Below are 25,522 nucleotides of genomic sequence, written 5' to 3' on the forward strand. Positions count from 1 at the left end.
TCACAGTCTTTAGGGTCAGACCCCGTACGGGGTCTGACCCTGCCTAGTATCGCAGCCGGCGCTCGGCCTCGTAGACGTCGTTGCGGGCGTTTCGCAAACTCCAGTCCAGGTCACGCAGTTCCTGGCGCAGGCGCTTGCGCTTGTCATCGTCTTTCTCTTTCTCCAGGCGCCGTTGCAGGTCGCGCGCGCGGCTGTCGAGATTGTTGACGCGCTGTTCCGCGTCATATACGCGCTTGCCCGCCCGGTAATGATCAAGAAAGCGACCTTCCAGTTCAGGAGGGCAGGCGTTTCGGTAGCTGGCGCCGCGCCGTCCTTCCCTGACGCCGTTATCGGCGGTGCAGTATTCCAGAATGCCTTTGGCGCGGCCGGCCTTGTATGCTGCAAGATCCGGCGCAACCCCCACTTTGGCGCAGGCTTCGCGATGGTCTTCAATACGCGACAGGGATTGGCCGTTGCGGCCGTCCCGGTAGCCTTGATCATGCCAGTCCGCGGACAGGCATTCTTTCTCGGACATGCTGGCGCAGCTTGCCAGGAGTGCGGCTGCCGCAAGCGCGGCGCCCAGTCTAACCATTCGAATCCCGCGATTCATCGTCGCCCTTGTTACGTTATGTATCGATAGCTCGAATTATGCAACAAAGGACGGGAGGCGGTAAAGTCCGGGTCAGTCTTCCGGCCGGAGATGAGGAAAGAGAATGACGTCGCGGATGCTGGGGCTGTCGGTAAGGATCATGACCAGGCGATCTATGCCGATGCCGCAGCCTCCCGTGGGGGGCATGCCGTATTCCAGGGCCCGGATGTAATCGGCGTCGTAGTACATGGCTTCCTCGTCGCCGGCGTCCTTGGCTTCGACCTGCGCCTGGAATCGGGCGGCCTGGTCTTCGGGATCGTTGAGCTCCGAAAACCCGTTGGCGATTTCCCGTCCGGTGATGAAGAGCTCGTAACGCTCGGTAATGCCGGCCTGGGCGTCGGAGGCGCGCGCTAGCGGGGAGACCTCTATGGGATAGTCGACGATGTAGGTGGGATTCCAGAGCTGCGATTCCGCGGTTTCTTCAAAGAGGGCGAGCTGCAAGGCGCCCAGGCCCGCGCGAGACAGCACAGGACCGCCCACGTCGGCGCCCAGGCGCTTGAGCTCGCCGCGCAGGAAGGCTGCATCAAGCAATTGTTCTTCGGTGTAGCTTGGCGCGTACTTCAGGATGGCCTGGACGATGGTCAGACGATCGAAGGGCCGGCCGAGGTCCAGCGGCTTGCCCTGGTAGGTAAGCATGGCGCTGCCGCAAGCGGCAATGGCGGCCTCGCGTATCAGGGCTTCGGTGAAATCCATGAGCCATTTGTAGTCGGTGTAGGCGGCGTAGAACTCCATCATGGTGAATTCGGGATTATGCCGTGGGCTGACGCCTTCGTTGCGGAAATTCCGATTCACTTCGAAGACGCGCTCAAAGCCGCCCACGATGAGCCGCTTGAGATAAAGCTCGGGCGCGATGCGCAGGAACATTTCCATGTCGAGCGCATTGTGATGGGTGACAAAAGGCTTGGCGGCGGCGCCGCCGGGAATCGGATGCAGCATGGGCGTCTCGACTTCCAGGAAGCCGGCGTTCAGCATGTGCTGGCGGATGCTGCCGATGGCCTTGCTGCGCGCAATGAAGGTATTGCGCGTTTCTTCGGTCATGACCAGATCGACATAGCGCTGGCGATAACGCAATTCCTGGTCGGCCACGCCGTGGAACTTGTCGGGCAGGGGACGCAGGGACTTGGAGAGCAGCCGTATCGCCGATGCATGAACCGAGAGCTCGCCCTTGTTGGTCTTGAACATCGAGCCCTCGACAGCGATGATGTCGCCGATGTCCCAGGTCTTGAAATGCGCATACGCGTCCTCGCCCACGGTGGCCTTGTCCAGAAAGATCTGGATGCGGCCGCTGCCGTCTTGAAGCGTCGCAAAACTGGCTTTGCCCATGACGCGCTTGAGCATCATGCGGCCCGCCACCTTCACGGTGGCCGCGGTCGTCGCGAGCGAGTCCTTGTCTTGAGCGCCGTAAGCGGCATGCAGATCGGCCGCCTTGCTGTCGGGCTGGAAGTCGTTGGGGTAGGCCACGCCATCGGCGCGCAGTTTCGCCAGTTTGCCACGGCGTTCGGCAATGAGGTGGTTTTCGTCCGTGACTGAGCTGGATGGCGTAGGTTCGTTCATGATTCTGATTTGCTTATGCGTAATTTCTGATGTCGTCGAGTACGGTCGCGCCGAAGTCGGGTTCGTCGACATAGCGCAGGATGCGCGCCGCGACGTCGGCGGGGGCGGCAAGCTGTTTCTGTTCGTGCAGTTGCTCGAAGCGCTGGACGTTGGGGAAGTCCTGCGGGTCGCTTGCGCGGATGGCCTGCTGCATGCCGGTATCGATGACGCCCGGTGCCAGCGAAACGGCGCGTACCCCATGGTTTTCGGTATTCAGCACTTGAGTGTAGTGATCGAGCGCTGCCTTGGTGGCGCAATACACCCCCCAGCCAGGCGTTGCGCTGCGTCCGGCGCCGGACGAGATGTTCACGATGCGGGCATCGGCGTCCAAGGGCTTGACGGCCTTCAGGAAGGCGGAGCAGAGCAGGATGACGCTGGTGACATTCAAGCTGAACGCGGCTGAAATGGCATTGGCGCTGTCGAGGTCGCTGGCTTGCCTGACGGGGTCGACCATACCGGCATTGTTGATCAGCAGGTAGCGCCCCGCATCTTTCGGCAAGCCGTCCGCCAGTTGTGCGGCGACGCGCTCGGCCTCGGCCGGGTCGGAAAGGTCTGCCTGGATTTGCTGCAGGCTGCCCCGGCCAAGGTCCGCAATGCGTTCGAGTTCGGCGCTGCGGCTTCGAGCTATGGCGATCAGGTGCGCGCCCTGCTCCAGCAGTGCGGCGGCCAGCGCCTGGCCCAGACCCCGGCTGGCCCCGGTGACGATGGCGACGGTGCGTTCTTTCATGGTCATACCCCTTGTTTCAAGCTTGCTTGGATGAACGGGTCCAGGTCTCCGTCGAGCACCTTCTGGGTGTTGGAGATTTCGACGTTGGTGCGCAGGTCTTTGATGCGGCTCTGGTCCAGGACGTAGGAGCGGATTTGATGGCCCCAGCCCACATCCGTCTTGGCATCTTCCATTTTCTGCTGCTCGGCCATGCGCTGCCGCATTTCGAGTTCGTAAAGCCGCGAACGCAGCATCTGCATGGCTTCTGCGCGGTTGCGGTGCTGCGAACGGTCGTTCTGGCACTGCACCACGATGCCGGACGGCATGTGGGTGATCCGGACGGCGGAGTCGGTTTTGTTGATGTGCTGGCCGCCGGCGCCGCTGGCGCGATAGGTGTCGACGCGCAGGTCGGCGGGGTTGATCTCGACCTCGACGGTGTCATCGACTTCAGGATAGACGAACACGCTGGCGAAGGAGGTGTGCCGGCCGTTCGCGGAATCGAAGGGGCTTTTGCGCACCAGGCGATGCACGCCGGTTTCGGTACGCAGGAAGCCGAAAGCGTAATCGCCCTCGATCTTGATGGTGGCGGACTTGATGCCGGCCACTTCACCGTGCGATTCTTCCAGGATCTCGGCCTTGAAGTCCTTGCGTTCGCAGTACTTGAGATATTGGCGCAGCAGGATGGACGCCCAGTCCTGCGCTTCGGTGCCGCCCGCGCCGGCCTGGATGTCCATGAAGCAGTTGAGCGGATCGGCGGGGTTGGAGAACATGCGCCGGAACTCGAGTTCCTCGAGCTGTTCGCCGAGCGCTTCGGTATCGTGCTCGACCGCCAGCAGGGTTGCCTCGTCGTCGTCGGCGGCGGCAAGTTCAAAGAGTTCGTGCGCGTCCTTCAGGCCGATGGCGATGTCGGACAGCGTGCCGACGACATTCTCCAGGCTTTTCTTTTCGCGCCCAAGTTCCTGGGCGTGCTTGGGGTCATTCCAGACGTCGGGGTTCTCGAGTTCGGCATTTACGACGTGCAGGCGTTCCGCTTTGGCATCGTAGTCAAAGATACCTCCGAAGGGCAGCCTGACGCTCCGCGTAGTCTTCAAGGCGGGCGGCGAGTTGGTTCTGGCGTTCGGCTTCCATAAATGTTCCTGAGTTGCGAAGGCGCTCAAAGCGCCTTCATTGGGTCAACCCAGTATTTTAACCTGTTACTGCGTTCGCCAGTTGTCAGGCGTAGCCCGCCGCCGTCAGACTGCCTGCGCCATTCTGCAGCAGGCCCACAGGCCTTCTCGCCGCGGTGGCGGCGGTGGAGGCATGCGCGGCGTCGGCCGGCGCAGATTGCCGGCCTTCTTCCTCGAGCCTGAAGCGTGAAAGCGTAGCAATGAGTCCTTCCGCCTGCTGTTGTTGGCTATGGGTGGCATGCGCTGCCTCCTGCACCATGGCGAGGTTCCGTTGCGTGATCGTGTCCAGGTGAGAGATCGCCAGAGTGACTTCGCCGATGCCCGTCGCCTGCTCGCGCGATGCTTCGGCGATCGCGCTCATGATCGCCTGGACCTCGCTGACCGATTCCACGATTTCGTTCATGCTTTTGCCTGCGCCGTCGACCAGGCTGGCTCCCGCATCGAGCTGGGCGACGGACTCGGCAATCAGGGTTTCGATCTCGCGCGAAGCCTCGGCCGAGCGCAAGGCCAGGCTGCGGACCTCGGCGGCGACCACCGCGAAGCCTTTGCCGTGCTGTCCCGCCCGCGCCGCCTCGACCGCGGCGTTCAGGGCCAGGATGTTGGTCTGGAAGGCGATGCTTTTGATCAGGCCGGTGATGTCCTGCACTTTGCGCGTATCCTGACAGATCTGCCGCATGCTCCGGACCGCGTCATGGACGATGCGGCCGCCGCGGTCGGCGCATTCGGACGCTTGTGCCACGATGTCCCGGGACTTGCCGGTGTTTTCGGCGTTCTGCTGGACGGTGTCCGCAAGCTGCCGCATGGCCGAGGCGGTTTCCGTGACATTGGCGGCTTGCTCGTTCGTCCGATGGGAAAGATCGATGTTGCCGTCTGCGATCCGGTGCGAGGCGGACGCGATCTGTTCGGCTCGCGCATGCACGTCCTGCACCGCTGAGCGCAGGCCGTCGCCGATGCCGTTCAGGGCCTGCAGCAATTCACCCAGTTCATCGCGCCGCAGGACGTCGGCGTGTGCGGTCAGATCGCCTCCCGCCAGCCGCTGCGCCAGGCGCACGCCCTGGTCCAGCGGGCGCTTGACGGAGCGGTAAAGGCTCCACAAGGCCAGGGCGCTGCACAGCAGGAGGGCCGCGATGGCGGAAACAGCGATCCGGCCGGCCAGTGCGCTTGCCGCGCTCGCTTTCTCCACATCCAGCGTGAGCCGCTGAGACTGCATGGCATCGAACTGGTCGATCGCTTTGGCGATGCCGGCGGTGGCTTCGGCATACTGCTGGCCGAAGATCATGACCTTGGCCATCAGCGCATTGGGCAGGGCGACGCGCACGCCTCCTTCGCCGTCGTCGAACTCGCCCTTGGCCGTGCTGATGGCCTCGACTTCGGTCTTGGCCAGCTCGATGATCTGCTCATGGGCGGATTGCAGTTGCGCCAGCTCGTCATCCGTAAAGCCCGCATTGTGGAAGCGTTCGATCATGGCCTGCTGCGTTCCGCCCTGGTCGGGCGCCTTGCCATGAAGCACGGCGGTCAAATGCTTGTAGCTTTCGTGGAACTCGGGTTGTTCGCTGGCCACGAAGGCCATCACGTCGCGGGTCATGGCCTGCGTCAGGTTCTTGTACTGGGTGGCCAGCGCGGTGGCCTGCTCGCGCTGGCGCTCGATGTCTTTCAGGTAGCCTATGCTGCGCGTGAGATTGTGAACGGCTGTCAGCACCAGCGCCGACAACAAGGTCAGAATGATCAAAAAGATGATGAAGCTTTTCTTCAGGCTGAAAATACTCTTCATGCCGCTATGCCCGTTTTCTAAAGGTTGCCGCCCGGGATCTCGTGAATCCGCCGGACGCATGTTACGGCGGCCATTATTGCCTTGCAGCATTACAGGCTCATGACGGGGCTCTGCGCTGCGTAGTAGTATTGACCGGCTTGCGCTCAGCGAGCATGCCTTCCACATGGTCATAGATAGGAAACCGTTCGTGAGATTCATTCATGCCGCCGACATTCATCTGGACAGCCCGCTGGTGGGCTTGAGCGCCTACGAGGATGCGCCAGTGGAAATGCTGCGCACCGCCACCCGGGAAGCCTTCGACAAGCTCGTGTCCGTGGCGGTCGACGAGGAAGTCGACTTCATGGTGATTGCGGGAGACCTGTACGACGGCAACTGGAAGGACTACAACACCGGCCTGTTTTTCGTCGCCCAGATGGGTCGGCTGAAGCGGGCGGGCATACCCGTTTATCTGCTGCACGGGAATCATGACGCGGAAAGCGAAATGACGCGCAAGCTGCTGCTGCCGGACAACGTGCATGTGTTCGATGCTCGCAAGCCTTGCACCTACGTGATCGACGGCTTGGGCGTTGCGCTGCACGGCCGCAGCTTCAAGGTGGCGGCGACGACCGAAAATCTGGCAGCCACCTATCCCGATCCGGCGCCGGGCATGTTTAACATCGGCGTACTTCATACCGCCCTGGAGGGCAGTGCGGCGCATGCCACCTATGCGCCATGCTCTTTGCAGGAGCTCCAGGCCCGAGGCTACCAGTACTGGGCCTTGGGGCATGTCCACGAGCATCGGGTCTACCCGCTCGGAGATGCGCTGGCCGTGTTTCCGGGCAATCTGCAGGGGCGCAACATACGCGAGACCGGGCCGAAGGGCGCGGTGCTCGTCACGGTGGACGACGCCGGCCGCCCCGAGGTCGAGCGGCTGTTCGTCGATGTGCTGCGTTGGCATCGTCTCGAGGTCGACGTCAGCGCTTGCGTTTCTTTCGAGCAAACCGTGCGCACCATAGGCGCAGAGCTGGAGCGCCTGAGCAGCGAGACGCTGTCGGATCATCCCCTGGCGCTGCGGATCGAAGTGACCGGCCGCAGCGAAGCGCACGGCGCCTTGTTCGGCCTGGAGCGCCACCTGCGCGAGGAAATCCTGGCGCAGGCGGGCGCCCTGGGACAGGAACGCCTGTGGGTCGAAAAAGTGAAGCTGAGAACCGCGCCGCCGCAGGAAACCGAACCGTCGGGCGACCATGCCGAGGCCCTGTCCGATCTGCGGACCATGATTGCCGAGGCGCATGACGACGAGGCATTCCTGGCCGGCCTTCAGGCGGGCCTGATGGCGCTGGTCGCCAAAGCGCCGCAAGAGCTCCAGGACGAAGTGGAATGGTTTCGCGACATACGCAACGGTGATGTGTCGGGACTGCTGCGCGAGGTCGCCCCGGGCTTGATGGCGCAGTTGGACGAGTAGCCATGCGATTCAAGCGACTCGATCTCATCCGTTACGGCAAGTTCACCGATCGCCGCCTGGAGTTTCCCTTCCGGGAGGCCGATTTCCATCTGGTGATCGGGCCGAACGAAGCCGGGAAATCGACATTCCGGATCGCCGTCCTGGACCTGCTTTTCGGTTTCCCGCTGCGTACGCCGCTGGATTTCCTGCATGCCAAGGCCGACCTCCTTTTAGGAGCCGCCATCGAACGGAATGGAACCGCACTTGAGCTCCTGCGGCGGAAGGCCAATCGCAATACCTTGCGCACGCCAGACGAGGCCCCCTTGCCGGACGACACGCTGGATTCATGGCTTGGCGGCGCCCACCGGCCATTCTTCGACAAGATGTTCGGCCTGGACCACGAGCGCCTGGTGGCCGGCGGCAACAGCATCCTGAACGCGCAGGACGACGTCGGCCAGGTGCTTTTCCAGTCGGCATCGGGCATTGCGAGCCTGGGTAAGGTGCGCGACGCCCTGGAAGCGGAAGCGGATGCCTTGTGGGCGCCGACCAAGTCTTCCAAACGCGTCTACTATGCCGCGCGCGATCTTTACGACCAAGCGAGTTCGGACCTGAAGAACGCTATTGTCCGCACTCGCGACTGGGCTTCGGCCAGCGAACGCGTGCAGGCGCTTTCGGAGCGCAGTGCCGAACATCGCCGGGAACAGTCGGCCCGTCAGGAGACGCGTGCCAGGCTGGAGCGCTTGCGCCGGGTCATCCCGCTGCTGCACGAGCTCGAGGAATGCGAAAGGGAACTGAAGGACCTGGACGGCGTGGCCTTGCTTCCATCCGATGCGGCGCAGGTACTGGCTCAGGCGCAGTTGTCGCTGGCCAGGGCGGGCCAGCGCCTGGAAATCCATCGCGGCGAACTCGATCGATTGAAAATCCAGGCCTCTGCCTTGCAGGTCGACGACAAGGTATTGAGCCTGTCGGAGGACATCGAGTCCCTGGACGCGTTGCGGCATCGCTATGCGGGCCACGAGGCGGCCATCATCCAGGCGGAGGGGCAGAGCGCATTGCTGCATGGCGAATTGATGCGCATGGCCAAAGAGCTGGGCTGGCAGATCGCCGATCCCGCGGCCCCGGACGCGCTGTCGATGCTGCGGGAACGCATGCCCGGCTTGCCTTTGCGTGAGCGCCTGGGGCAACTGCTCCGCGAGCATGAAACCATCTCCTTGGCCATTGAGGCGGCGGACGCTGTCCATGCGAACCGGCTGGCCGACGCCAAGGCTCTTGACGCCAAGCTGAAGAACCATGCCGCGCCCGAGCCCGGAGCGGATCTTCGTTCGGCGCTTGCTCAGGCGCAGAGCTTGGGCGATGCGGAGCTGGCCTTGAGCAGGGCGGACTTGGCGGTCCGGCGTCGCAGGGAAGCGCTGGAACAGTCCATGGCGCGCCTGGGCCCATGGAAACGTGCGCCCGAAGCGCTGGCGGCGGTGGTCTGGCCGACGCCGCAAAGCGTGGCGGCATGGCTGGCGGAAAGGCAGTCCTGCCAGGCCGATCTCAAGTCGATCTCCTCACGGCGCGACGACAAAGCCGCCACGGTGCAGCGTCTGTCCTTGTCGGTCGAACAATTTCAAAGGCTTCACCAGCCCGTGACCCAGGAAGACGTGATTGCTGCGCGCGAACAGCGGAACGCCGTCTGGCGCTCGATCCGGGAAGGCGGCCGGCCGCTGGCCGCGTCGGCCGATGCGTACGAAGCCAAGGTGCAGCATGCTGACGCGCTGGCCGATCAACGCCACGACAAAGCGCGGGAAGCTGCCGAGTTCCAGGCGCTGGACCAGCAACTGGAACAGGAGCGCACCGCTTATCAGGATATCTTGCGCCGCCACGAGGCCTGCGCCTCGGCGTTGGACGTTCAGGAAAGCGCATGGCGGGAGCGGTCCATCGGACTGGCCTTGGACGGCATGGCTCTGGAAGAGCTTCCCGACTGGCTGGCCCGAAAGGATGCAGCGCTCGAGGCGGCCGGCGCGCTCGCGCTGGCGCAGGAAGAGCTGGATGCCCTGGCCGGCGCCCATTCCCGGGCGAAGGAAGCCTTGGGACGCGCGCTCTTGCGGCATGGGCATGCCATGGACGCGGACGCGGAACTGGCGGACTTGCGCACGCAGGCGCAAGTCCGCATACGAGAGGCGGATGATGCCCGTGTTCTTCGCCAGGAGTGGGAAGCGCGGCGGGTTGAGGCGCGCCCCATGCTGCAGGCGTCGGAGCAGGCGGCAAAGGCCGCCCGAGGCAGGCTGGAAGCCTGGCATGCCGAATGGCGGGAAGCGGCGACCCGAGCCGGCCTGGCCGAAGGAACTTCCATAGGCGAGGCCGTCGGCGCGCTGCAGCTTTTGTCCGGCATGGTGGACAGACTGGACGAGCTGCAGCGTCTGCGGCAAGAACAGATCGATGCCCGGCGGGGCGACTTGCATGGATTCGCCACGCGTGCCGTTGCGCTATGCCGGGCTGCGGACCTAGCGGTGCCTGACGGTGGCGTCGACATCGAAGCCGCGTTCGCGATGTCGCGCGAATTGATGCGCCGGGTCGCGCAAGCGCGCCAGGCCCAGGAGCATGCCGGGGCCACGGCACGGGCCATCCAGGAAGAGCAGGCGCAATTGCGCGCGGCGGAGCATAGCGCGGCCGAAGCCCAGGCGCAGCTTCAGCCTTTGCTGGAAAGTTCGGGAAGCAATGATCCGGCGGCCCTGGCTCTGGCCATCGCCCGTTCCGATCGGCTGCGCGCGCTCAAGTCTAAATTGCAGGGTGTTCAGAAACGCCTTGCAGAGGACAGCGATGGCATCAGCCGCGAACGTCTGCTTGCCGAGATGGCGGAGGTGGACGCCGCGCGGCTGCAGGTAGACCTGGCGGCGATCCAGGAAGAAATGGCGCAGGCGCAGGAGCAGCAGAACGCGCTGGCGGTGGAGCTGGCTCAGGCGGAAGCGGAGCTGGCCTCCATTGCAGGTTCCGACGATGCCGCGCGCGCCGAAGCCAGGCGGCAGGAAGCGCTGGCGACGATGGCCGACGCCGCATCGCGCTACGTCAAGGTCTATACGGCAGCGCGTCTGTTGCGCTGGTCCATAGACCGGTATCGCGAGGAAAAGCAGGGGCCGGTCCTGGCGCGCGCCAGCGATATTTTCTCGAAGCTGACATTGGGCGCATTCGAAAGGCTGCGGGTGGATTTCGAGCGGGAACCCATGGCGCTGCAGGGCCAGCGCGCCGATGGAAGGCTGGTCGGCATAGAAGGCCTGAGCGACGGCACGCGCGACCAGCTGTATCTGGCCTTGCGGCTGGCTGCGCTCGAACTTCATCTGGATCAGTCCGCGCCATTGCCCTTCATCGCCGACGACTTGTTCATCAATTACGACGATGCGCGCGCCGAAGCGGGATTGAGGGCGCTGGCGGACCTTTCGCGGCGCACTCAAGTGATCTTCCTGAGCCATCACGATCATATTGAAGAGCTTGCCCGATCGGTTTTCGGTGATGAATTGAGCGTGATCCGGCTGGAGAGGCAGGCGGATCCTGCTCGGGGTCAGACCCCGAACGGGGTCTGACCCCTGGCCTAGGTGTGGAGGGGTCAGACCCCATGCGGGGTCTTACCCCTTGGCTCAGGTCCGGCTGGGGTCAGACCCCGTACGGGGTCTGACCCCTCACTCCCGGATCCCGCGCCGTTCCCGCATGGCGCGTCCGATCCGGTCGATGTCGTGATCGGACAGCAGCCGAGCCGCCATGGGCAGGAGTTCGTCGTCCTCCCGTTTCGTATGCGAGGCATAAAGCTCATTGAATTGCTCCAGCGCCTCGGGCGGCAGGGTGGCGTCTTCGCCGGCCGCGATGCGTTCCAAATAACGCCGAAGGTTGCGCCACAGGGCCTCGAGCCGGCGGTGTTCGGCGCTCAGGCCGTCGGTCAGTCCCTTGATGCAGACCGCATCCGATCCCGCCATGGATTCCAGCAGCGCCGGGAACAAGTCGGTTTCTTCGTCGGCATGGTGCTGGACGGCGGCGGTGTCGAAGTAGCGGATGATGTTGCTTGCCGCAAGCCGTGCCTGGTCGTCGCAGCCGTGGGCCGGAAGGTGCGCCGCCAGGCGCTCCAGGGTGGCGCATTGGCGCTCTATGCGGATGTGGCAGGCCGCCAGCATTTCCAGTGGCGCTTCGGTGCTGGCCGAGGGGCCCGAGAAGCCCGGGAATTCAGTGCCCATACGGCCTCCTTGGGGTAGTGATAAAGTACGATTCACTATACCAAGAATCACAAGCCCGAGAGGAGAGGAAAGCCATGCCGCAACCTGATTATGTTTCCGCGCTTGGTGCGCCCGACGCCGGCACACTGGATCCCGACCTGCAGGAGGTCTTCCAGAAATGCGTCGAGAAGTTGGGCCTGGTCCCCAATGTGCTGGCCGCCTACAGCCTGCGTCCCAACAAGCTGCGCAACTTCATGGCCATGTACAACGAGCTCATGCTGGCGCCGTCCGGGCTCAGCAAGCTGGAACGCGAAATGGTGGCGGTGGTGGTGTCCAGCGCGAATCGCTGCTATTACTGCCTGGTTGCACATGGCCAGGCGGTGCGGGCGCTTTCCGGCGACCCCCAATTGGGCGAAATGCTGGTCATGAACTACCGGGTGGCGCCTTTGGATGCTCGTCAGCGAGCCATGTTGGATTTCGCCTGGAAGCTGACCCGAACGCCCGACGAGGTTGTACAGGAAGACCGCAAGCGGCTCAAGGATGTCGGCCTCAGTTCGGAGGATATCTTCGATCTTGCCGATACGGTGGGTTTCTTCAATATGTCGAACCGCATGGCAATCGGAATGGACATGATCCCGAATCCGGAATATCACGGCATGAACCGGCCCGCCGCCTTTCAGCCGCCTGAAAAGAAATAGTTTTATAACTGAAAGGCATAAGTATAGAGCGTAAAAATTCTTGTCCGGCATTTGGCGTGTCGCTAAAGTTTCATATAACTATTTGGAACACGTCCACGCATGAAACTGTCGTTCAAGAATATAGAGAAGGAATTTTCCGATCTCCGGGTCATCGATGAGTTCAGTCGCGACATCGCCGACGGCGAGCTGGTCGCGCTGGTCGGACCGTCCGGTTGCGGAAAATCCACACTGCTGCATATGGCGGCCGGGCTGGAAACACCTACTCGCGGTCAGGTTCTGGTGGACGGAGCCCCGGTGCGCGGGCCCCACCCGGAACGCACCCTGATGTTCCAGGAAAACGCCTTGTACCCCTGGCTCACGCTTGCGCAGAACGTGGCGCTCGCCCTCGAATTCCAGGGGTCCGACAAAGCGGCTGCCTTGAAGCAGGCGGCTTTCTGGCTGGGCAAGGTCCAGTTGCAGGGTTTTGAGCAGTATTACCCTCACCAAGTCTCGGGCGGCATGCGCCAACGCGCGGCGCTGGCGCGTGCGTTCATCTCCCATCCCAAGGCCCTGTTGCTCGATGAGCCCTTCGGGGCGCTCGATGCGCTCACGCGCATGACGCTGCAAGATGTTCTGCGCCAGCTGATCCGCGAGGCCGGCCCTACTGTGTTGCTCGTTACGCACGATGTCGACGAGGCTCTGTTCCTTGCCGACCGGATCCTGGTGTTCAGCGCCCGGCCGGCCACCGTGCTGAAGGAATTCAACCTGGCGCATCACGAAAAAACACACGACTTATCCGAATTCGCCGCAATGCGACGAGAAATACTCGGCTTGCTCGGTATACACGCGGAAGCGGGTGAAACGGCAGCCCAACCAGAGGAAATAGAAGCATGAAGTTTGCACGATTCATATTGCCCGTCGTGGCGGCATTCGCCATTGCCGGCCAGGCCGTTGCCGCAGAGAAGTTCAAGGTAGGCTACCTGCGCGTCATGGACGATGCGCAGGCCATCGCCGCCTACGAGGGCGGCTACTACAAAAAGCACGGATTGGACGTGGAGCTGGTGGAGTTCAAATCCGGCACCGACCTGATCAAGGCCATCGTGGGCGGGCAGCTGGATACGGGCGTGCTGGGATTCACCAACGCGGCATCCTGGTCTTCCAAGGGCGCTGACCTGAAAGTGGTCGGTGGCGCGCAGCATGGCTTTCACGCCATCGTCGTCCGCGACGACGCCGATATCAAGGACGTGGCGGGCCTGAAGGGCCGCACCCTCGCATCCCAGAAAGAAGGCAGTACCGCCGACACCGTGCTGCGGGGCGTAGTCCTCAAGGACGCGGGCCTGAAAGCCGACGACCTGACCATCATGGGCGTGAGCCCGCAAGTGGCGGTGCAGTCGCTGGTGGGCAAGCGGGTGGAAGCGGCGTTCCTGTTCGAGCCCCAGGCACGCATTGCGCAGCTGGTCGCTCCCGTCACGCAAATCTATGAGATCGGCGAAGTCTGGCCTTTCCCATGCATGGTGGTGATCACGTCCGGCGACACGCTCAAGAAGCGCAAGGAAGACGTCTGGAAATCCCTGGACGCCCAGCGCGATGCCATCGATCTGCTGCAGAACAAGCCGGAAGAGGCCGCCAAGCTGATTGCCGGCTACTTCATTTCCGAGCCCACGCTCAAAACGCTGAAGCACGGCGAGGTGCCGCGTGAAGACATCATCCGCGACGCCATCAAGAGCCAGACCTTCAGCCCCATCCTGACAGACAAGGAACAGGCGCGCATGCAGGAGATCGCCGACATCATGCAAGGCCAGGGCGCATTGAAGACGCGCGACGGCCAGCCGTTCAATGTCAGCACTATCATCGACCTCGAATGGCAGAAGGCCCGCAATCTGTAAGATAGCGAAGCCCCGGCGGCGCAGGCCGCCGGAGTGCCCAGACCATGGCAGAGTCCCAAAATCCAGAGATGGCCGGCATTTGCTCCGGCCGTCTTTCATTTCAAATTACACATGAGCACCCAGAAACGTATCTCCGGTTATCAAAAAAAGCTTGCTATGGTGATAGCGGTGCTTGCCATCCTGCTGTTGTGGCAGTCGGCGGCATGGACGCTGCCCGACTTTCTCATGCCGGGGGTTCCGGCCGTCGTCGTCAGGCTGTGGGAGGACATCCGGGCAAGCGAATTCCAGGCGGCGCTGTCGGGCAGTTTGCTGCGGCTCGGCCTGGGGTACGGCTTCGCGCTGCTGTTCGGCATTGGCTTCGGCCTGATCGGCGGCATCCTGTTCTTCTTCCGCGAAGTCCTGAAGTCCGCCATCATCATCCTGCAGTCCATCCCTTCCATTGCCTGGGTGCCGCTGTTCTTGATCATGATGGGCTTCGGCAATATGCCGATGATCGTCGTGATCGCCTTGTCCGCCTTCTTTCCGGCGGCGCTGTCAGTCATGAACGCGACGGAAAGCGTGCTGCAGGTGCACGTTTCGGCGGCGCGGGTCATGGGCGCGGGGCGTTGGGACATGCTCAGGCGCGTATACCTGCCGGCGGTGATGCCGGAACTGATCACCGGTGCGCAGCTGGCTTTCGGCAATGCCTGGCGCGCCTTGATTTCCGCCGAGATGCTGATCGGCTTCGGGCAGGGCCTGGGGCGATCGCTGGCCTATGCGGGCGAGACCGCCGACATGGTCGGCGTGATGGCCAACATCCTGACCATTGCCGTGCTCGCCACCCTGATCGACCAGGTCATCCTGGAAAACCTCAAGCGGCGCGTGCTTCGCTATCAATACGTATAGTTCGTCCAACATGAATAAAGCCGGTCCTCTGATCCGTTCTTCGTTTTCACCCGCGTCGTGGATCGTCGCGGCGGCTACCGCGTTGGCTTTTGTCTCCAGCGGGACTGTCGCGGCGGGCAATCCGCAGCCGGATCCCGGGCCCTTGACGGTCGGCTTGCAATACGTGGTCCCGCCTTTTGTCGGGGGCTCCAAAGTCCGCACGCCTGAATCTCTGGACGGCGATCTTGCCGAGGCGCTGGCGGGGCGGTTGAACAAGCCATTGCGTGCCGTGGCGCTGGATGAGTCCAAGGACGCCGTTTCCGCGCTCGAAGGCCGGGACATCGAGCTGGCCGCGCTCGACGCGGCCCAGCTTCCGGACGGTGCCGTCGCCGTTCCGTCAGGCTATGTGGCGCGGCCCATGGCCATCATGCGCACGGACACCGACATCAAGACATGGGGTCAGTTGAGGGGCCGCACGGTGTGCTTGTCCGAGGGTGGCCTATATGTCGGAAGAATGGCGGCGCAGTTCGGCGCGATCGAGAAAGTGCAGCGCGCGCCGGCGGATTCCCTGCTTGCGCTGCGCATCGGCGAATGCGACGCGGCGGTGCATGACGACATCATGTTAAAAGAACTGCTGAAGCTTCCCGAGTGGAAGAAGTTTTCCGCCAGCCTGCCGCCGGGGCCCGCAAGGCCGCTGACCTTCGTACTTGCCGGCGAAAATGCCGATGCCGTTGCTGCGGCAAGGAAGCTGGCCGTGGAATGGAAGGCGCGCCGCTATCTGGCCGAGCTGACCCGCCAGCGCGTGCACGACATCGCGTTCGAGGTCTATCTGGATCAGGTCGTGGCGGATTGCCATTGAAAGAGTGGTACCGGGGTCAGACCCCGTACGGGGTCTGACCCCTCGCACAACAGAAGCAGGCCATTGGGGTCGGACCCCGCATGGGGTCCGACCCCATGACGCAAGATTAGTCCCATGCGGGGTCCGCCCCCCTTTGATGGAGCCGACATGAAGACGATAGGCCTTTTAGGAGGCATGAGCTGGGAAAGCACCGTGGACTACTACCGCGGCATCAATACCGGCATCAAGCAAGCGTTGGGCGGCCTGCACTCCGCGCGTATCGTACTGTACAGCGTAGACTTTCAGCCCATCGAGCGCCTGCAGCATGCGGGCGATTGGCCGGCTGCCGGCCGGCTCTTGGCGGATGCGGCCGGAAGCATCGAAGTGGCGGGCGCCGATTGCCTGCTGCTTTGCACCAATACCATGCATAAAGTGGCGGATGAGATCGAGCATGCCGTCTCGATTCCGTTCCTGCATATTGCGGATCCGACCGCCGCCGCGCTTGCCGCAGACGGGGTCGAAAAAGTGGGATTGCTGGGAACCGGCTTCACGATGGAGCAGGACTTCTACAAGGGGCGCCTGCGCGACCTTCACGGCCTGGATGTGATCGTGCCCGGCGACGATGACCGTCAAGCGGTGCACGACATCATCTATCAGGAGCTATGCCAAGGCAGCATCTTGCCCGAGTCGAAGCAGCGCTACCTTGGCATCATCGACGGGCTGGCGCGGCAGGGCGCCCAGGCGGTCATACTGGGTTGCACCGAGATCGGCCTGCTGGTCAAGCAGGCGGACACTGCCGTCCCCCTTTACGATACGACCCGACTGCATGTCGGTTGTGCGGTGGACTTCGCGCTGGGAAGGGGGCAGGAGGGGTCAGACCCCGTACGGGGTCTGACCCCAGAAGAGGCGAATCGGGGTCAGGCCTGATCCAGGGTCTGACCCCCAGAATGGGCGAATCGGGGTCAGACCCCATCCGGGGTCTGACCCCATGCTTCGATCAGCTCCAGCATGGCCTGGGCGGCCAGGGACAGCGACTGGTCCTTGCGTTTGACGAGCAGGATGGGCCGCTTGTGATTCGATTTCAAGGGGATCGCCACCAGATCCAGCTGCCTGAACTGATACAAGGTCAGTTCAGGAACCAGGCATACGCCCAATCCTTCCTTGACCAAGCCGGCGGCTGTCGCGAGGTGTTCGACGTCGAAGCCGGAATCCAGGGCGTTGGCGTCGCCCAGCAGCACGTCCACGTGCTGGCGTACGCTGGATGACTTGGCCAGATGCACGATCTCCTGGCCGGCGAGTTCCGCAGGCTTCACGGCTTTCTTGCGCGCCAGGGGGTGGTCGCGCCGGCACACCACATAGAACGGATCGCTGAGCAGGGTGCGTGAATCGAATTCGGCCACCTTGGGTCCCGCAGCGGTAAGAGCCAGGTCGGCATTGCCGGCGCGCAGCAGAGACAGGCATTGGTCGGAAAGCGCGTCATGCAGGCTCACCGCCACGCCTGGGTGGCGCCTGCGATATTCGGCAATGACCTTGGGCAGTACCGTGGCAGCCAAGGACGGCAGGGCGGCGATCGATACCCGTCCGCGCCGGCGTGCCACATAGTCCGCCATGTTCTCGAAGGCCGATTCGATTTCCGCAATGAGCGAACGCGCGGCTTCGAGAAACAATTCTCCTTCCGGCGTCAGCGCGACCTTTCGGGTATCCCGCTCGAAGAGCCGCGTGCCGACTTGCGCCTCGAGCTTCTGGATCATCACGCTGAGCGCGGATTGCGATGTATTGCAGCGCTCGGCCGCACGGGTGAAGTGCTTCAGTTCCGCCAAGGCGACAAAGGCATACAGCAGCCGGGACGAAATGTTGGCGGGCATGTATTGATATTAAAAAACGATCAATTGATCGAAGATTTTCATTTTACTTAATTTATCGTGCGCTCCACAATCATCACATTCTCCCTTCAACTCGCTGGCCATTGCCGCGGAAACCTCAGGGGTTTGCATGAGATGCATAAGAATCGGTTCGGGCGCAGGCTACTCGGGTGATCGCATCGAGCCGGCCGTAGAGCTCGCCGAGCGCGGTGATCTGGACTACATGATTTTTGAATGCCTGGCCGAGCGCACCATTGCGTTGGCGCAGCGTGCGAAGGCCTCCGACCCGGCCTCGGGCTTCGACCCCTTGCTCGAAGACCGCATGCGCGCGGTATTGCCAGCGTGCCGACGGAACGGAATCCGGATCCTCACCAACATGGGGGCGGCCAATCCACTGGCGGCCGCCGAGAAAGTACGGGACATCGCCCGTTCCCTGAACCTGACGGGAATGAAGGTGGCGGCCATTCTCGGCGACGATGTCCTGGACCGCATACGGGCCGATGCCCATATTGACGATACGGGCCAGCCCATCAGCCGTTTCGGCGGGCGCCTGCTGTCCGCGAACGCATATATCGGCGCAAGGTCGCTGGTCGATGCCCTGGCCCAGGGCGCCGACGTCATCATCACGGGCCGTGCCGCGGATCCGGCGCTGGTACTGGCCCCCATCATTCACGAATTCGGCTGGGCCATGGACGATTGGCACAGGCTGGGGCGGGGCACGCTCATCGGGCATTTGCTGGAGTGCGGCGGACAGATCACAGGAGGCTATTTCGCCGACCCCGGCTACAAAGACGTACCGGGCCTGGCGCGGCTGGGTTTTCCCATCGGGGAAGTCTACGAGGACGGATCCGCCGTCATCACGAAAGTGGCGGGCAGCGGCGGCCAAGTCACGGCGGCTACCTGCAAGGAGCAGATTCTCTACGAAATCCATGATCCCGGCTCCTACATCACGCCCGATGTGATCGCGGATTTTTCCGGCGTCCAGGTCGAGGCCCTGGCTCCCGACCGGGTGCGCATCGACGGCGCTAGCGGTCGGCCGGCACCCGACACGTTGAAGGTCTCGGTGGGCTATGTGGACAGCTATGTCGGGGAAGGCCAGATTTCCTATGCCGGACCTGGCGCGCTGGCTCGGGCGCGACTGGCCCTGGACATCGTGGCCGAGCGCCTGGAGCTGACCGGCGTCCGGGCCCGGGACCTGCGCTACGACCTGATCGGCGTGAACGCCATGCACGGAGAAGGCTTGTCCGCCCTGGCGGCGGAACCCTATGAGGTAAGGGCGCGCGTCGCGGGACGCACGGATAGCCTGAAAGAAGCCATGCGCATCGCGAACGAGGTGGAAAGCCTGTACACCTGCGGTCCTGCGGGCGGGGGCGGCGCGACGAAATCGGCCAAGGACATCGTTGCAGTGGTTTCCACATTCCTGCCGCGCGAGGAAGTGAAGACTTCTGTGCATTTGAGGGAGAGCTGACATGCTTCTAAGAGACATCGCACATTCCCGCGCCGGCGACAAAGGCAATATTTCGAGCATAGCCGTGATCGCCTACGACCCGAAGGATTATCCCCTGATCGAAAGACATCTCACGCCGGAGCGCGTGAAGGATCATTTTTCAAGCCTCGTGCAAGGCACGGTGAAACGCTACGCCGTGCCCAGCCTTGGGGCGCTGAACTTCGTGATGCACGATGCGCTGGCGGGCGGCGTCACACGGTCGCTGGCGCTCGACGCGCACGGCAAATCATTGAGCTCAGCCATTCTGAGCATGGAAATTCCCGAGACCCCGGTCGACTGAAGACGACCGTCACCATTGACGACTACAAAAGGAGACATCTCATGCGTTCAATGAAATTACCTTATCTGGCCGCCTTGTGCCTGGCACTCGCGGCGGGACCCGCAGCGGCCGAGTATCCCGACAAGCCCATCCGCCTGGTGGTTCCGTTCGCGGCCGGCACGGCCACCGACCAGCTGGCCCGCGCATTGGGGCAGGCCATCACCGAAGAGTCCAAGCATCAAGTCGTCGTCGACAACCGGCCCGGCGGCAATGGCTTCATCGGCGCCAACGAAGCGGCGCGCGCCGCGCCCGATGGCTATACGGTATTCATCACCACCAATACCACGCATGCTGCGGCCGAGCACCTGTTCAAGTCACTGCCTTACGACCCGGTAAAGGATTTCGAGCCGATCACCGGGCTCGGCAAGGGCGGCCAGATCATGGTCGTGAACAGCCAGTCGCCCGTGAAGAGCGTGAAGGATTTCATCGCTTTGGCAAAGAAGGAACCCGGCACGCTGACTTTCGGCAGCGGTAGCTCCTCGAGCCGCGTGGCGGGCGAGCTGTTCCAGCAACTCGCAGACGTGAAGATCCTGCACGTGCCGTACAAGAGCAATACTTTCGCCGTGACGGACCTGCTGGGCGGGCAGATCGACATGATGATCACCGATACCTCGACGGGACTGCCGCACATCCAAAGCGGCAAGCTGCGAGCGCTGGGCTATTCAGCCAATACCAGGTCGTCATTGGCGCCCGACGTGCCCACCATTGAAGAGGCGGGCGTGCCGGGCTATGGTATCGGCTACTGGTTTGCGGCCTATGCGCCCGCCAAGACGCCCGAGCCCATCATCGCCAAGCTGAACGAGCTGCTGACGCGCGCCGCGCAAAGCCCCAGCGCCAAGTCCGCGTTCTATGGCCGCAGCGGCGTCGACGTATTCGTGACGACACCTGGCGAGCTCGCTAAATTCCAGGCGGAGGAAACCCGGAAGTGGGGTGAGATCATCAGCAAGGCGGGTATAGAGAAGGGTTGACGCAGTGGGGTCAAACCCCGTTGGGGGGAGGGGTCAGACCCCGTACGGGGTCTGACCCCAGGAAACCCAGGGTCAGACCCTTGCAGGGTCTGACCCCTCATCCGCCCCTTCAACTGCGGGATCGCAGGTGCGCGTTCCCTGCGAGTCGGCTTGGGTGACATGGCTGCCAGGGGGCACGTCGTGGATCAGCCAGACATTGCCGCCTATCGTACAGCCGCGGCCCAGTGTGACGCGGCCCAATATCGTGGCGCCGGCATAAATGACCACGTCGTCTTCGACGATGGGGTGGCGTGGCAGGCCTTTTTCGAGCTTGCCGCTTGCATCGGTGGGAAAGCGCTTGGCGCCCAGGGTGACGGCCTGGTAGATGCGGACGCCTTTGCCGATGATGGTGGTTTCGCCGATCACCACGCCCGTGCCGTGATCGATGAAGAAGCTTTCGCCGATCTGGGCGCCCGGGTGGATGTCGATGCCGGTCAGGGAGTGCGCGATCTCGGACGACATGCGGGCAAGCAGTGGCAGCCCCTGCTTGTAGAACTGGTGCGCGACGCGGTGATGGATCATGGCCAGCACGCCCGGATAGCAAAGCAGGACCTCGTCTACGCTGCGTGCCGCCGGGTCGCCTTGGTATGCCGCGAGTACGTCGGAGTCGAGCAGCCGGCGGATATCGGGAAGAGAGCTGGCGAAGGCCTGTACCACCGATATGGCGCGCGCCTCGACGTCGATCTGCGCCTCCGGTTCGAGGCGGGCCTGGTATCGCAGTTCGAGCATCACCTGGCCCAGCAAGGCATGCAGGGCCGAGTCCAGCGTATGGCCGATGTAGAAATCCTCGCTTTCCTGGCGCAGGTCGAGCGGACCGAGGCGCATGGGAAACAAAATGCCTTTCAGGTCGTCCAGAATGCGGGTCAGCGCCTGCGGTGACGGGAACTCGCGCCCGCCAGGCTCGCGCGAGCGTCCTTGCCGGATGCGCCAATCCTGCCGGATCGCATTGAGGGACTGGACGATAGGGTTGATCTCGAAAACAGCCATGTGGGGATTCTCCTGCGGGAAACAATTATGATACCAACTGCCTGGGCCGGGGGGTCGGGCCCCATACGGGGTCTGACCCCGTTCTGCTCTATTTCTTCAAACAAACCGCAACCGTTACACGCAACAATGGATCATAAGCTCAGCCCTTCGACCGTCCTTCTTCTGCTGATTCCGCCATTACTTTGGGCCGGCAATGCAGTGGTGGGGCGGCTGGTCATTGAAATGATTCCGCCGATCACGCTCAACTTCCTGCGCTGGGCCATCGCCGCCGTCTTCGTGCTTCCCTTGGGCTATTCGGTGTTCAGGAAGGGCAGCGGACTGTGGCGGCTGCGCCGCCGCTACGCCATGCTGGGATTGCTGGGCATCGGGCTGTACAACGGAATGCAATACCTGGCCCTGCATAGCTCCACGCCCATCAACGTTACGCTGGTGGGCGCCAGCATGCCGATATGGATGCTGCTGATCGGCATGCTGTTCTTCCGCAGTCGTATCGCCGGACGGCAGTTGCTGGGCGCCTTGCTGTCCCTGACAGGGGTGCTCGTGGTGCTGGGGCGTGGCGAGTGGCAGCAATTGATGCAGCTGCGTTTCGTTGCGGGCGATATTTTCATGATCGTCGCGACCATCATCTGGGCTTTTTACAGCTGGATGCTGGTGCAGTCGACCGATACGCCCGAAATCCGGCGCAACTGGGCGACGTTCCTCGTTGCGCAACTGTCGTTCGGCATGATGTGGTCGGCGCTGTTTGCTGCGGGGGAATGGGCGTTGACCGACGCGCGGATCGAATGGAGCCTGCCGCTGTGGGCGGCCTTGATGTATGTGGCGATAGGCCCCGCCATCATCGCCTTCATGTGCTGGGGCATAGGCGTGCAGCGGGCCGGCCCGGCTACGGCCGGCTTCTTCAGCAACCTGACGCCTTTGTTCGCCGCCTTGATGTCATCGGCCTTTCTGGGCGAGATGCCGCATCTGTATCATGCCGCGGCTTTTGCTTTGATCGTGGGCGGGATCCTGTTTTCCACGCGGCGCCGGGACAGAGGCTGAATCTGGGAGGTCAGACCCCATGCGGGGTCTGACCCCTGTCCAGTCGGCGGGCGGCGGTAAATGGGGTCAGACCCCGTACGGGGTCTGACCCCAGGACTAAACGGGGTCGGACCCCGTATGGGGTCCGACCCCTGGCCCGGGCAGCGAGAACAGATCAAAGAAGCCCTGAAGCACCGCGGCATCCCCCGACAGAGAAATCGTGCCGGCGCGCTGCGCCTCTTGCAGGCTCCCCTTGCCGTATGCCAGGCGCAGCATGGTCTGTGTATCGCTCACGACGCTGACCTGGGCATGCTGGTCCTCGCCCCGGCGGACGTTCAGCGCGCCGCCACTTGCTTGCACACTGAAAACCTGGGTGTCGAACCGCATTTGAAGACGGAGCTCGCATCCGGCAAGCGCTTGCGGATCGGCCAGGGCCTTGAACGAAAGCACCAAGGGATCTATACCCAGCGGAGCGCCGCGGATGAAAGCGGGCGAGCGCAGTCCCCAGCGTACTAGCTCCAGGATTGGAGGCTCGAGTTCTCGCCCCCAATCCGTCAGTTCGTAGGCCCAGGCGCTGGCGGGAGGAGGAAGCCTGCGGCGTCGGACCACGAAAGCGGATTCCAGTTCACCGAGCCGTTGGGTCAATACATTGGGGCTGATGCCCGTCAAGCCGGCGCGAAGGTCCGTGAATCGCTTGGGACCCAGGAGCAGCTCGCGAACGATGAGCAGCGCCCAGCGTTCGCCGACGAGATCCAGTGCGTGGGCCGCGGCGCAGCCATCCGCGTAGCTTCGTTTTATTGCCATACGTAACAGTATACCTGATGAAACTCCTGAATAAATTTTAATTGGTTGTTTATTAGGACTAAGTGATGATAAATTGATATCAAGGGTGCATGCATCCTTTTTCTTATCAACGATGGGAGACAACAATGCAGGAAACAGATATCAACACCGCGCGCGCTGGCGTTGAGCGCACCATAAAAGCCTGGGCGGATGCCGTCGGCAGGTCGGACGTTCCGGCCATCATGGCGCACTACGCCGACGACGTGCTGGCGTTCGACGCCGTGCAGACCTTGCAGTTCAAAGGTGCGCGGGCTTACGGAGAACACTGGAAAGCGTGCATGGAAATGTGCCCGGGCCCCATGGTCTTTCAGCTGCGCGATCCGGTCATACATGTCGCGGGCGACTTCGCCACCGCCTATGGGCTGATCCGCTGCGGGATGATCGACGAGCAGGGCAAAGAGCAGGCCTCATGGATGCGCATGACTTCGGTCTATCGCCGCAAAGGCGACAGATGGCTGATCGAGCATGAGCATTTCTCGGCGCCTTTCGATATGAAGTCGTGGAAGGCGATGTTCGACCTTCAGCCGGAGGGCAACGAGGCGGTGCGCCCGATACCGTCGAGCATGAACACCATCACGCCGCATCTGGTCTGCGAGGATGCGGCTGGTGCCATCGAGTTCTACAAGAAAGCCTTCGGCGCCATGGAGGAAGGCAGGCTGCACGCGCCGGGCGGGAAGATCGCCCACGCCTGCCTGCGTATCGGCGACTCCACCGTCTTCCTGGTGGACGAAACTCCTGAATGGGGCGCGATGGGGCCCAAGCAGCTTAAAGGTACGCCGGTCAGCATCCACCTCTATGTCCGCGATGTGGATGCACAGGCGAAGAAACTGGAAGAGGCCGGGGCAACGGCCATGCTTCCCGTCCAGGACATGTTCTGGGGCGATCGCTACGGAATGTACGAGGATCCTTACGGCCATCGCTGGTCCATCGCCAGCCATATCAAGGACTTGAGCCTGGAAGAAGTTGAAGAGGCCGGCCGCAAGGCGATGGCCTCCGGAGAAATGTGCGCGTCTCAGGCGCAGGCCGGCGCCTGACCTGCGCACGCCGGCTTCATTCCGCGGCGGCGGCTCCGCCCGTCACGGCTTTACCGGGCTCGTTCTTGAAGCGCTGGAAGAGCGTAGCGACCAACGGACCCGAGATGTTGTGCCAGACGCTGAAGATGGCGCTGGGCACCGCCGCCAAGGGCGAAAAGTGAGCGGAGGCCAGCGCCACGCCCAGTCCCGAGTTCTGCATGCCCACTTCGATCGACAAGGTCTTGCGCTGGGCGACGCTCAAGCCGGACAGCTTGGCCAGCCAGTAGCCCAGCAGCAGCCCCAGGCCATTGTGCAGCACCACCACGGTGAAGATCAGCAATCCGCTGGTGGCGATCTTCTGCTGGCTGCCTGCGACCACGGCGGCCACGATGGCCACGATGGCGATCACCGACACCAGCGGCAGCACGTCGACGCAGGCCTTGACCTTCTCTTTCAGTAGCGACTGGGCGATCAGACCCAGGATGATGGGCAGCACCACGACCTGGACGATGGACCAGAACATCGCTGCCGCGCTCACTTCCAGCCACTGGCTTGCCAGCAGATAGATGAGCGCGGGCGTCACCACGGGCGCCAGCAACGTAGTGACCGAAGTGATGGCCACCGACAGGGCCACGTCTCCGCGAGCGAGGAAAGCCATGACATTGGATGCGGTGCCGCCGGGACAGCAACCCACCAGTATGACGCCCACGGCGATCTCGGGAGGCAACTGCAAGGCGGTGCTGAGCAGCCAGGCCAGGCCCGGCATGATGATGAACTGTCCGAGCACGCCGATCATGACGGTGCCGGGCCGCTTGAACACTTCGGCGAAATCGTTCTTGGACAAGGTCAGGCCCATGCCGAACATGATGATGCCGAGCAGAGGCACGATGTAGGGAGCGATCCAGCGAAAATGGTCGGGCGAGAAGAAAGCGAGAATGGCGAACAGGAGCACCCAGACGGCAAAAGTCTTGCCGACGAAGCTGCTCAAGCGGGCGATGGCCTGCATGACAGAGTCCTTGATTGGTATATTGCGGAGAGCATGGCGGCACGCGGGCAGGCGCGCACCTGGCGCGAAGGCGGCTACCTTGATAGGCCGCCGTATGGCAAGCAACAGTGGGGTGTCGTGCTGTCTGCCTGTGCCGCGCAGATCATGCGCCGGCCGGGGACGCGGTCCGTGTAGGACCGGTGCGATGGCGGTCGGTTGGTATTGTACGCTTATGATATTTTTGGAAGAAAC

The 25,522-nt window shown here is 62.9% G+C and carries 23 protein-coding genes and 1 pseudogene; 14 read left to right on the forward strand and 10 right to left on the reverse strand.

What is annotated here, in order from left to right; all coding sequences use genetic code 11:
* Positions 1-43: 43 nt before the first annotated feature.
* From ACSBPU_RS09590 to ACSBPU_RS09610, 5 genes are all read right to left on the reverse strand, one after another.
* Positions 44-571, reverse strand: coding sequence for a DUF2799 domain-containing protein (locus ACSBPU_RS09590; protein ID WP_442597592.1), 528 nt, complete (start codon positions 569-571; stop codon positions 44-46).
* A 90-nt stretch (positions 572-661) separates the two neighbouring features.
* Positions 662-2,182, reverse strand: coding sequence for a lysine--tRNA ligase (lysS, locus tag ACSBPU_RS09595; protein ID WP_442597594.1), 1,521 nt, complete (start codon positions 2,180-2,182; stop codon positions 662-664).
* A gap of 13 nt (positions 2,183-2,195) precedes the next feature.
* Positions 2,196-2,948, reverse strand: a complete 753-nt coding sequence (locus ACSBPU_RS09600) for an SDR family oxidoreductase (protein ID WP_442597596.1) — start codon at positions 2,946-2,948, stop codon at positions 2,196-2,198.
* Positions 2,949-2,950: 2 nt separating this feature from the next.
* Positions 2,951-4,055, reverse strand: a protein-coding gene (gene prfB, locus ACSBPU_RS09605; RefSeq protein WP_442597601.1) for a peptide chain release factor 2 whose coding sequence is annotated in 2 segments (ribosomal slippage) — positions 2,951-3,973 and positions 3,975-4,055 — 1,104 coding nt in all. Because the reading frame shifts where the segments join, the coding sequence is not laid out codon by codon here.
* Positions 4,056-4,139: 84 nt separating this feature from the next.
* A complete protein-coding gene (locus ACSBPU_RS09610; protein ID WP_442597603.1) occupies positions 4,140-5,864 on the reverse strand; it encodes a methyl-accepting chemotaxis protein in 1,725 nt (574 codons plus the stop codon).
* A 187-nt stretch (positions 5,865-6,051) separates the two neighbouring features.
* Between ACSBPU_RS09610 and ACSBPU_RS09615 the strand changes: the two genes are divergently transcribed.
* Together ACSBPU_RS09615 and ACSBPU_RS09620 are read left to right on the forward strand one after the other, a co-directional pair.
* Complete coding sequence (locus ACSBPU_RS09615) at positions 6,052-7,305, forward strand: metallophosphoesterase family protein (RefSeq protein ID WP_442597605.1); 1,254 nt, start codon at positions 6,052-6,054, stop codon at positions 7,303-7,305.
* Between the two features lie 2 nt (positions 7,306-7,307).
* Positions 7,308-10,844 (forward strand): AAA family ATPase, encoded by a 3,537-nt coding sequence (locus ACSBPU_RS09620; protein ID WP_442597607.1) that lies wholly within the window; start codon positions 7,308-7,310, stop codon positions 10,842-10,844.
* Positions 10,845-10,940: 96 nt separating this feature from the next.
* Here the strand turns inward: ACSBPU_RS09620 and ACSBPU_RS09625 are convergent, their stop codons facing one another.
* A complete protein-coding gene (locus ACSBPU_RS09625; RefSeq protein WP_442597609.1) occupies positions 10,941-11,486 on the reverse strand; it encodes a hemerythrin domain-containing protein in 546 nt (181 codons plus the stop codon).
* Between the two features lie 74 nt (positions 11,487-11,560).
* Between ACSBPU_RS09625 and ACSBPU_RS09630 the strand changes: the two genes are divergently transcribed.
* The 6 genes from ACSBPU_RS09630 (at position 11,561) to ACSBPU_RS09655 (ending at position 16,657) form a co-directional block, all read left to right on the forward strand.
* The gene (locus tag ACSBPU_RS09630; RefSeq protein ID WP_442597611.1) at positions 11,561-12,163 is read left to right on the forward strand and encodes a peroxidase-related enzyme; all 603 of its coding nucleotides are present in this window, start codon (positions 11,561-11,563) and stop codon (positions 12,161-12,163) included.
* Between the two features lie 99 nt (positions 12,164-12,262).
* The gene (locus ACSBPU_RS09635) at positions 12,263-13,036 is read left to right on the forward strand and encodes an ABC transporter ATP-binding protein (protein WP_442597613.1); all 774 of its coding nucleotides are present in this window, start codon (positions 12,263-12,265) and stop codon (positions 13,034-13,036) included.
* Positions 13,033-14,028 carry an ABC transporter substrate-binding protein gene (locus ACSBPU_RS09640; protein WP_442597615.1) on the forward strand — a complete coding sequence of 332 codons (996 nt, stop codon included), beginning with the start codon at positions 13,033-13,035 and terminating at the stop codon, positions 14,026-14,028. Before ACSBPU_RS09635 ends, ACSBPU_RS09640 begins: the two co-directional genes overlap by 4 nt.
* A gap of 111 nt (positions 14,029-14,139) precedes the next feature.
* The gene (locus tag ACSBPU_RS09645; RefSeq protein ID WP_442597617.1) at positions 14,140-14,913 is read left to right on the forward strand and encodes an ABC transporter permease; all 774 of its coding nucleotides are present in this window, start codon (positions 14,140-14,142) and stop codon (positions 14,911-14,913) included.
* Positions 14,914-14,923: 10 nt separating this feature from the next.
* Complete coding sequence (locus tag ACSBPU_RS09650) at positions 14,924-15,751, forward strand: ABC transporter substrate-binding protein (RefSeq protein WP_442597619.1); 828 nt, start codon at positions 14,924-14,926, stop codon at positions 15,749-15,751.
* 147 nt (positions 15,752-15,898) lie between these two features.
* A complete protein-coding gene (locus ACSBPU_RS09655; protein WP_442597621.1) occupies positions 15,899-16,657 on the forward strand; it encodes an aspartate/glutamate racemase family protein in 759 nt (252 codons plus the stop codon).
* Positions 16,658-16,692: 35 nt separating this feature from the next.
* On the opposite strand, the gene ACSBPU_RS09660 is transcribed toward ACSBPU_RS09655, so the two are convergent.
* A complete protein-coding gene (locus tag ACSBPU_RS09660) occupies positions 16,693-17,595 on the reverse strand; it encodes a LysR family transcriptional regulator (RefSeq protein ID WP_442597623.1) in 903 nt (300 codons plus the stop codon).
* A 127-nt stretch (positions 17,596-17,722) separates the two neighbouring features.
* On the opposite strand from ACSBPU_RS09660, the gene ACSBPU_RS09665 reads away from it, so the two are divergent.
* Genes ACSBPU_RS09665 through ACSBPU_RS09675 form a run of 3 tightly spaced genes read left to right on the forward strand, consistent with a single transcriptional unit; the run spans position 17,723 to position 20,386 of the window.
* Entirely contained in the window at positions 17,723-19,060 is a 1,338-nt protein-coding gene (locus ACSBPU_RS09665; RefSeq protein WP_442597625.1) for an acyclic terpene utilization AtuA family protein, read from the forward strand.
* 1 nt (position 19,061) lies between these two features.
* Positions 19,062-19,379 carry an AtuA-related protein gene (locus ACSBPU_RS09670; RefSeq protein ID WP_442597627.1) on the forward strand — a complete coding sequence of 106 codons (318 nt, stop codon included), beginning with the start codon at positions 19,062-19,064 and terminating at the stop codon, positions 19,377-19,379.
* A 41-nt stretch (positions 19,380-19,420) separates the two neighbouring features.
* Positions 19,421-20,386, forward strand: coding sequence for a tripartite tricarboxylate transporter substrate-binding protein (locus ACSBPU_RS09675; protein ID WP_180070566.1), 966 nt, complete (start codon positions 19,421-19,423; stop codon positions 20,384-20,386).
* A gap of 72 nt (positions 20,387-20,458) precedes the next feature.
* On the opposite strand, the gene epsC is transcribed toward ACSBPU_RS09675, so the two are convergent.
* Positions 20,459-21,412, reverse strand: coding sequence for a serine O-acetyltransferase EpsC (gene epsC / locus ACSBPU_RS09680; RefSeq protein WP_442597631.1), 954 nt, complete (start codon positions 21,410-21,412; stop codon positions 20,459-20,461).
* Between the two features lie 126 nt (positions 21,413-21,538).
* On the opposite strand from epsC, the gene ACSBPU_RS09685 reads away from it, so the two are divergent.
* Complete coding sequence (locus ACSBPU_RS09685; RefSeq protein WP_180070562.1) at positions 21,539-22,450, forward strand: EamA family transporter; 912 nt, start codon at positions 21,539-21,541, stop codon at positions 22,448-22,450.
* Positions 22,451-22,546: 96 nt separating this feature from the next.
* On the opposite strand, the gene ACSBPU_RS09690 is transcribed toward ACSBPU_RS09685, so the two are convergent.
* The gene (locus tag ACSBPU_RS09690; RefSeq protein WP_442597633.1) at positions 22,547-23,233 is read right to left on the reverse strand and encodes a winged helix-turn-helix transcriptional regulator; all 687 of its coding nucleotides are present in this window, start codon (positions 23,231-23,233) and stop codon (positions 22,547-22,549) included.
* Between the two features lie 125 nt (positions 23,234-23,358).
* On the opposite strand from ACSBPU_RS09690, the pseudogene ACSBPU_RS09695 reads away from it, so the two are divergent.
* A pseudogene (locus ACSBPU_RS09695) lies at positions 23,359-23,748 on the forward strand (YybH family protein); the annotation flags it as partial.
* Positions 23,749-23,781: 33 nt separating this feature from the next.
* A complete protein-coding gene (locus ACSBPU_RS09700; RefSeq protein ID WP_442598291.1) occupies positions 23,782-24,306 on the forward strand; it encodes a VOC family protein in 525 nt (174 codons plus the stop codon).
* A 16-nt stretch (positions 24,307-24,322) separates the two neighbouring features.
* Here ACSBPU_RS09700 and ACSBPU_RS09705 read toward each other — a convergent pair whose 3' ends face one another.
* The gene (locus ACSBPU_RS09705; protein WP_442597635.1) at positions 24,323-25,291 is read right to left on the reverse strand and encodes a bile acid:sodium symporter family protein; all 969 of its coding nucleotides are present in this window, start codon (positions 25,289-25,291) and stop codon (positions 24,323-24,325) included.
* Between the last annotated feature and the right edge of the window lie 231 nt (positions 25,292-25,522).

Source organism: Parapusillimonas sp. JC17 (assembly GCF_052180245.1).
Lineage (GTDB): Bacteria > Pseudomonadota > Gammaproteobacteria > Burkholderiales > Burkholderiaceae_B > Parapusillimonas.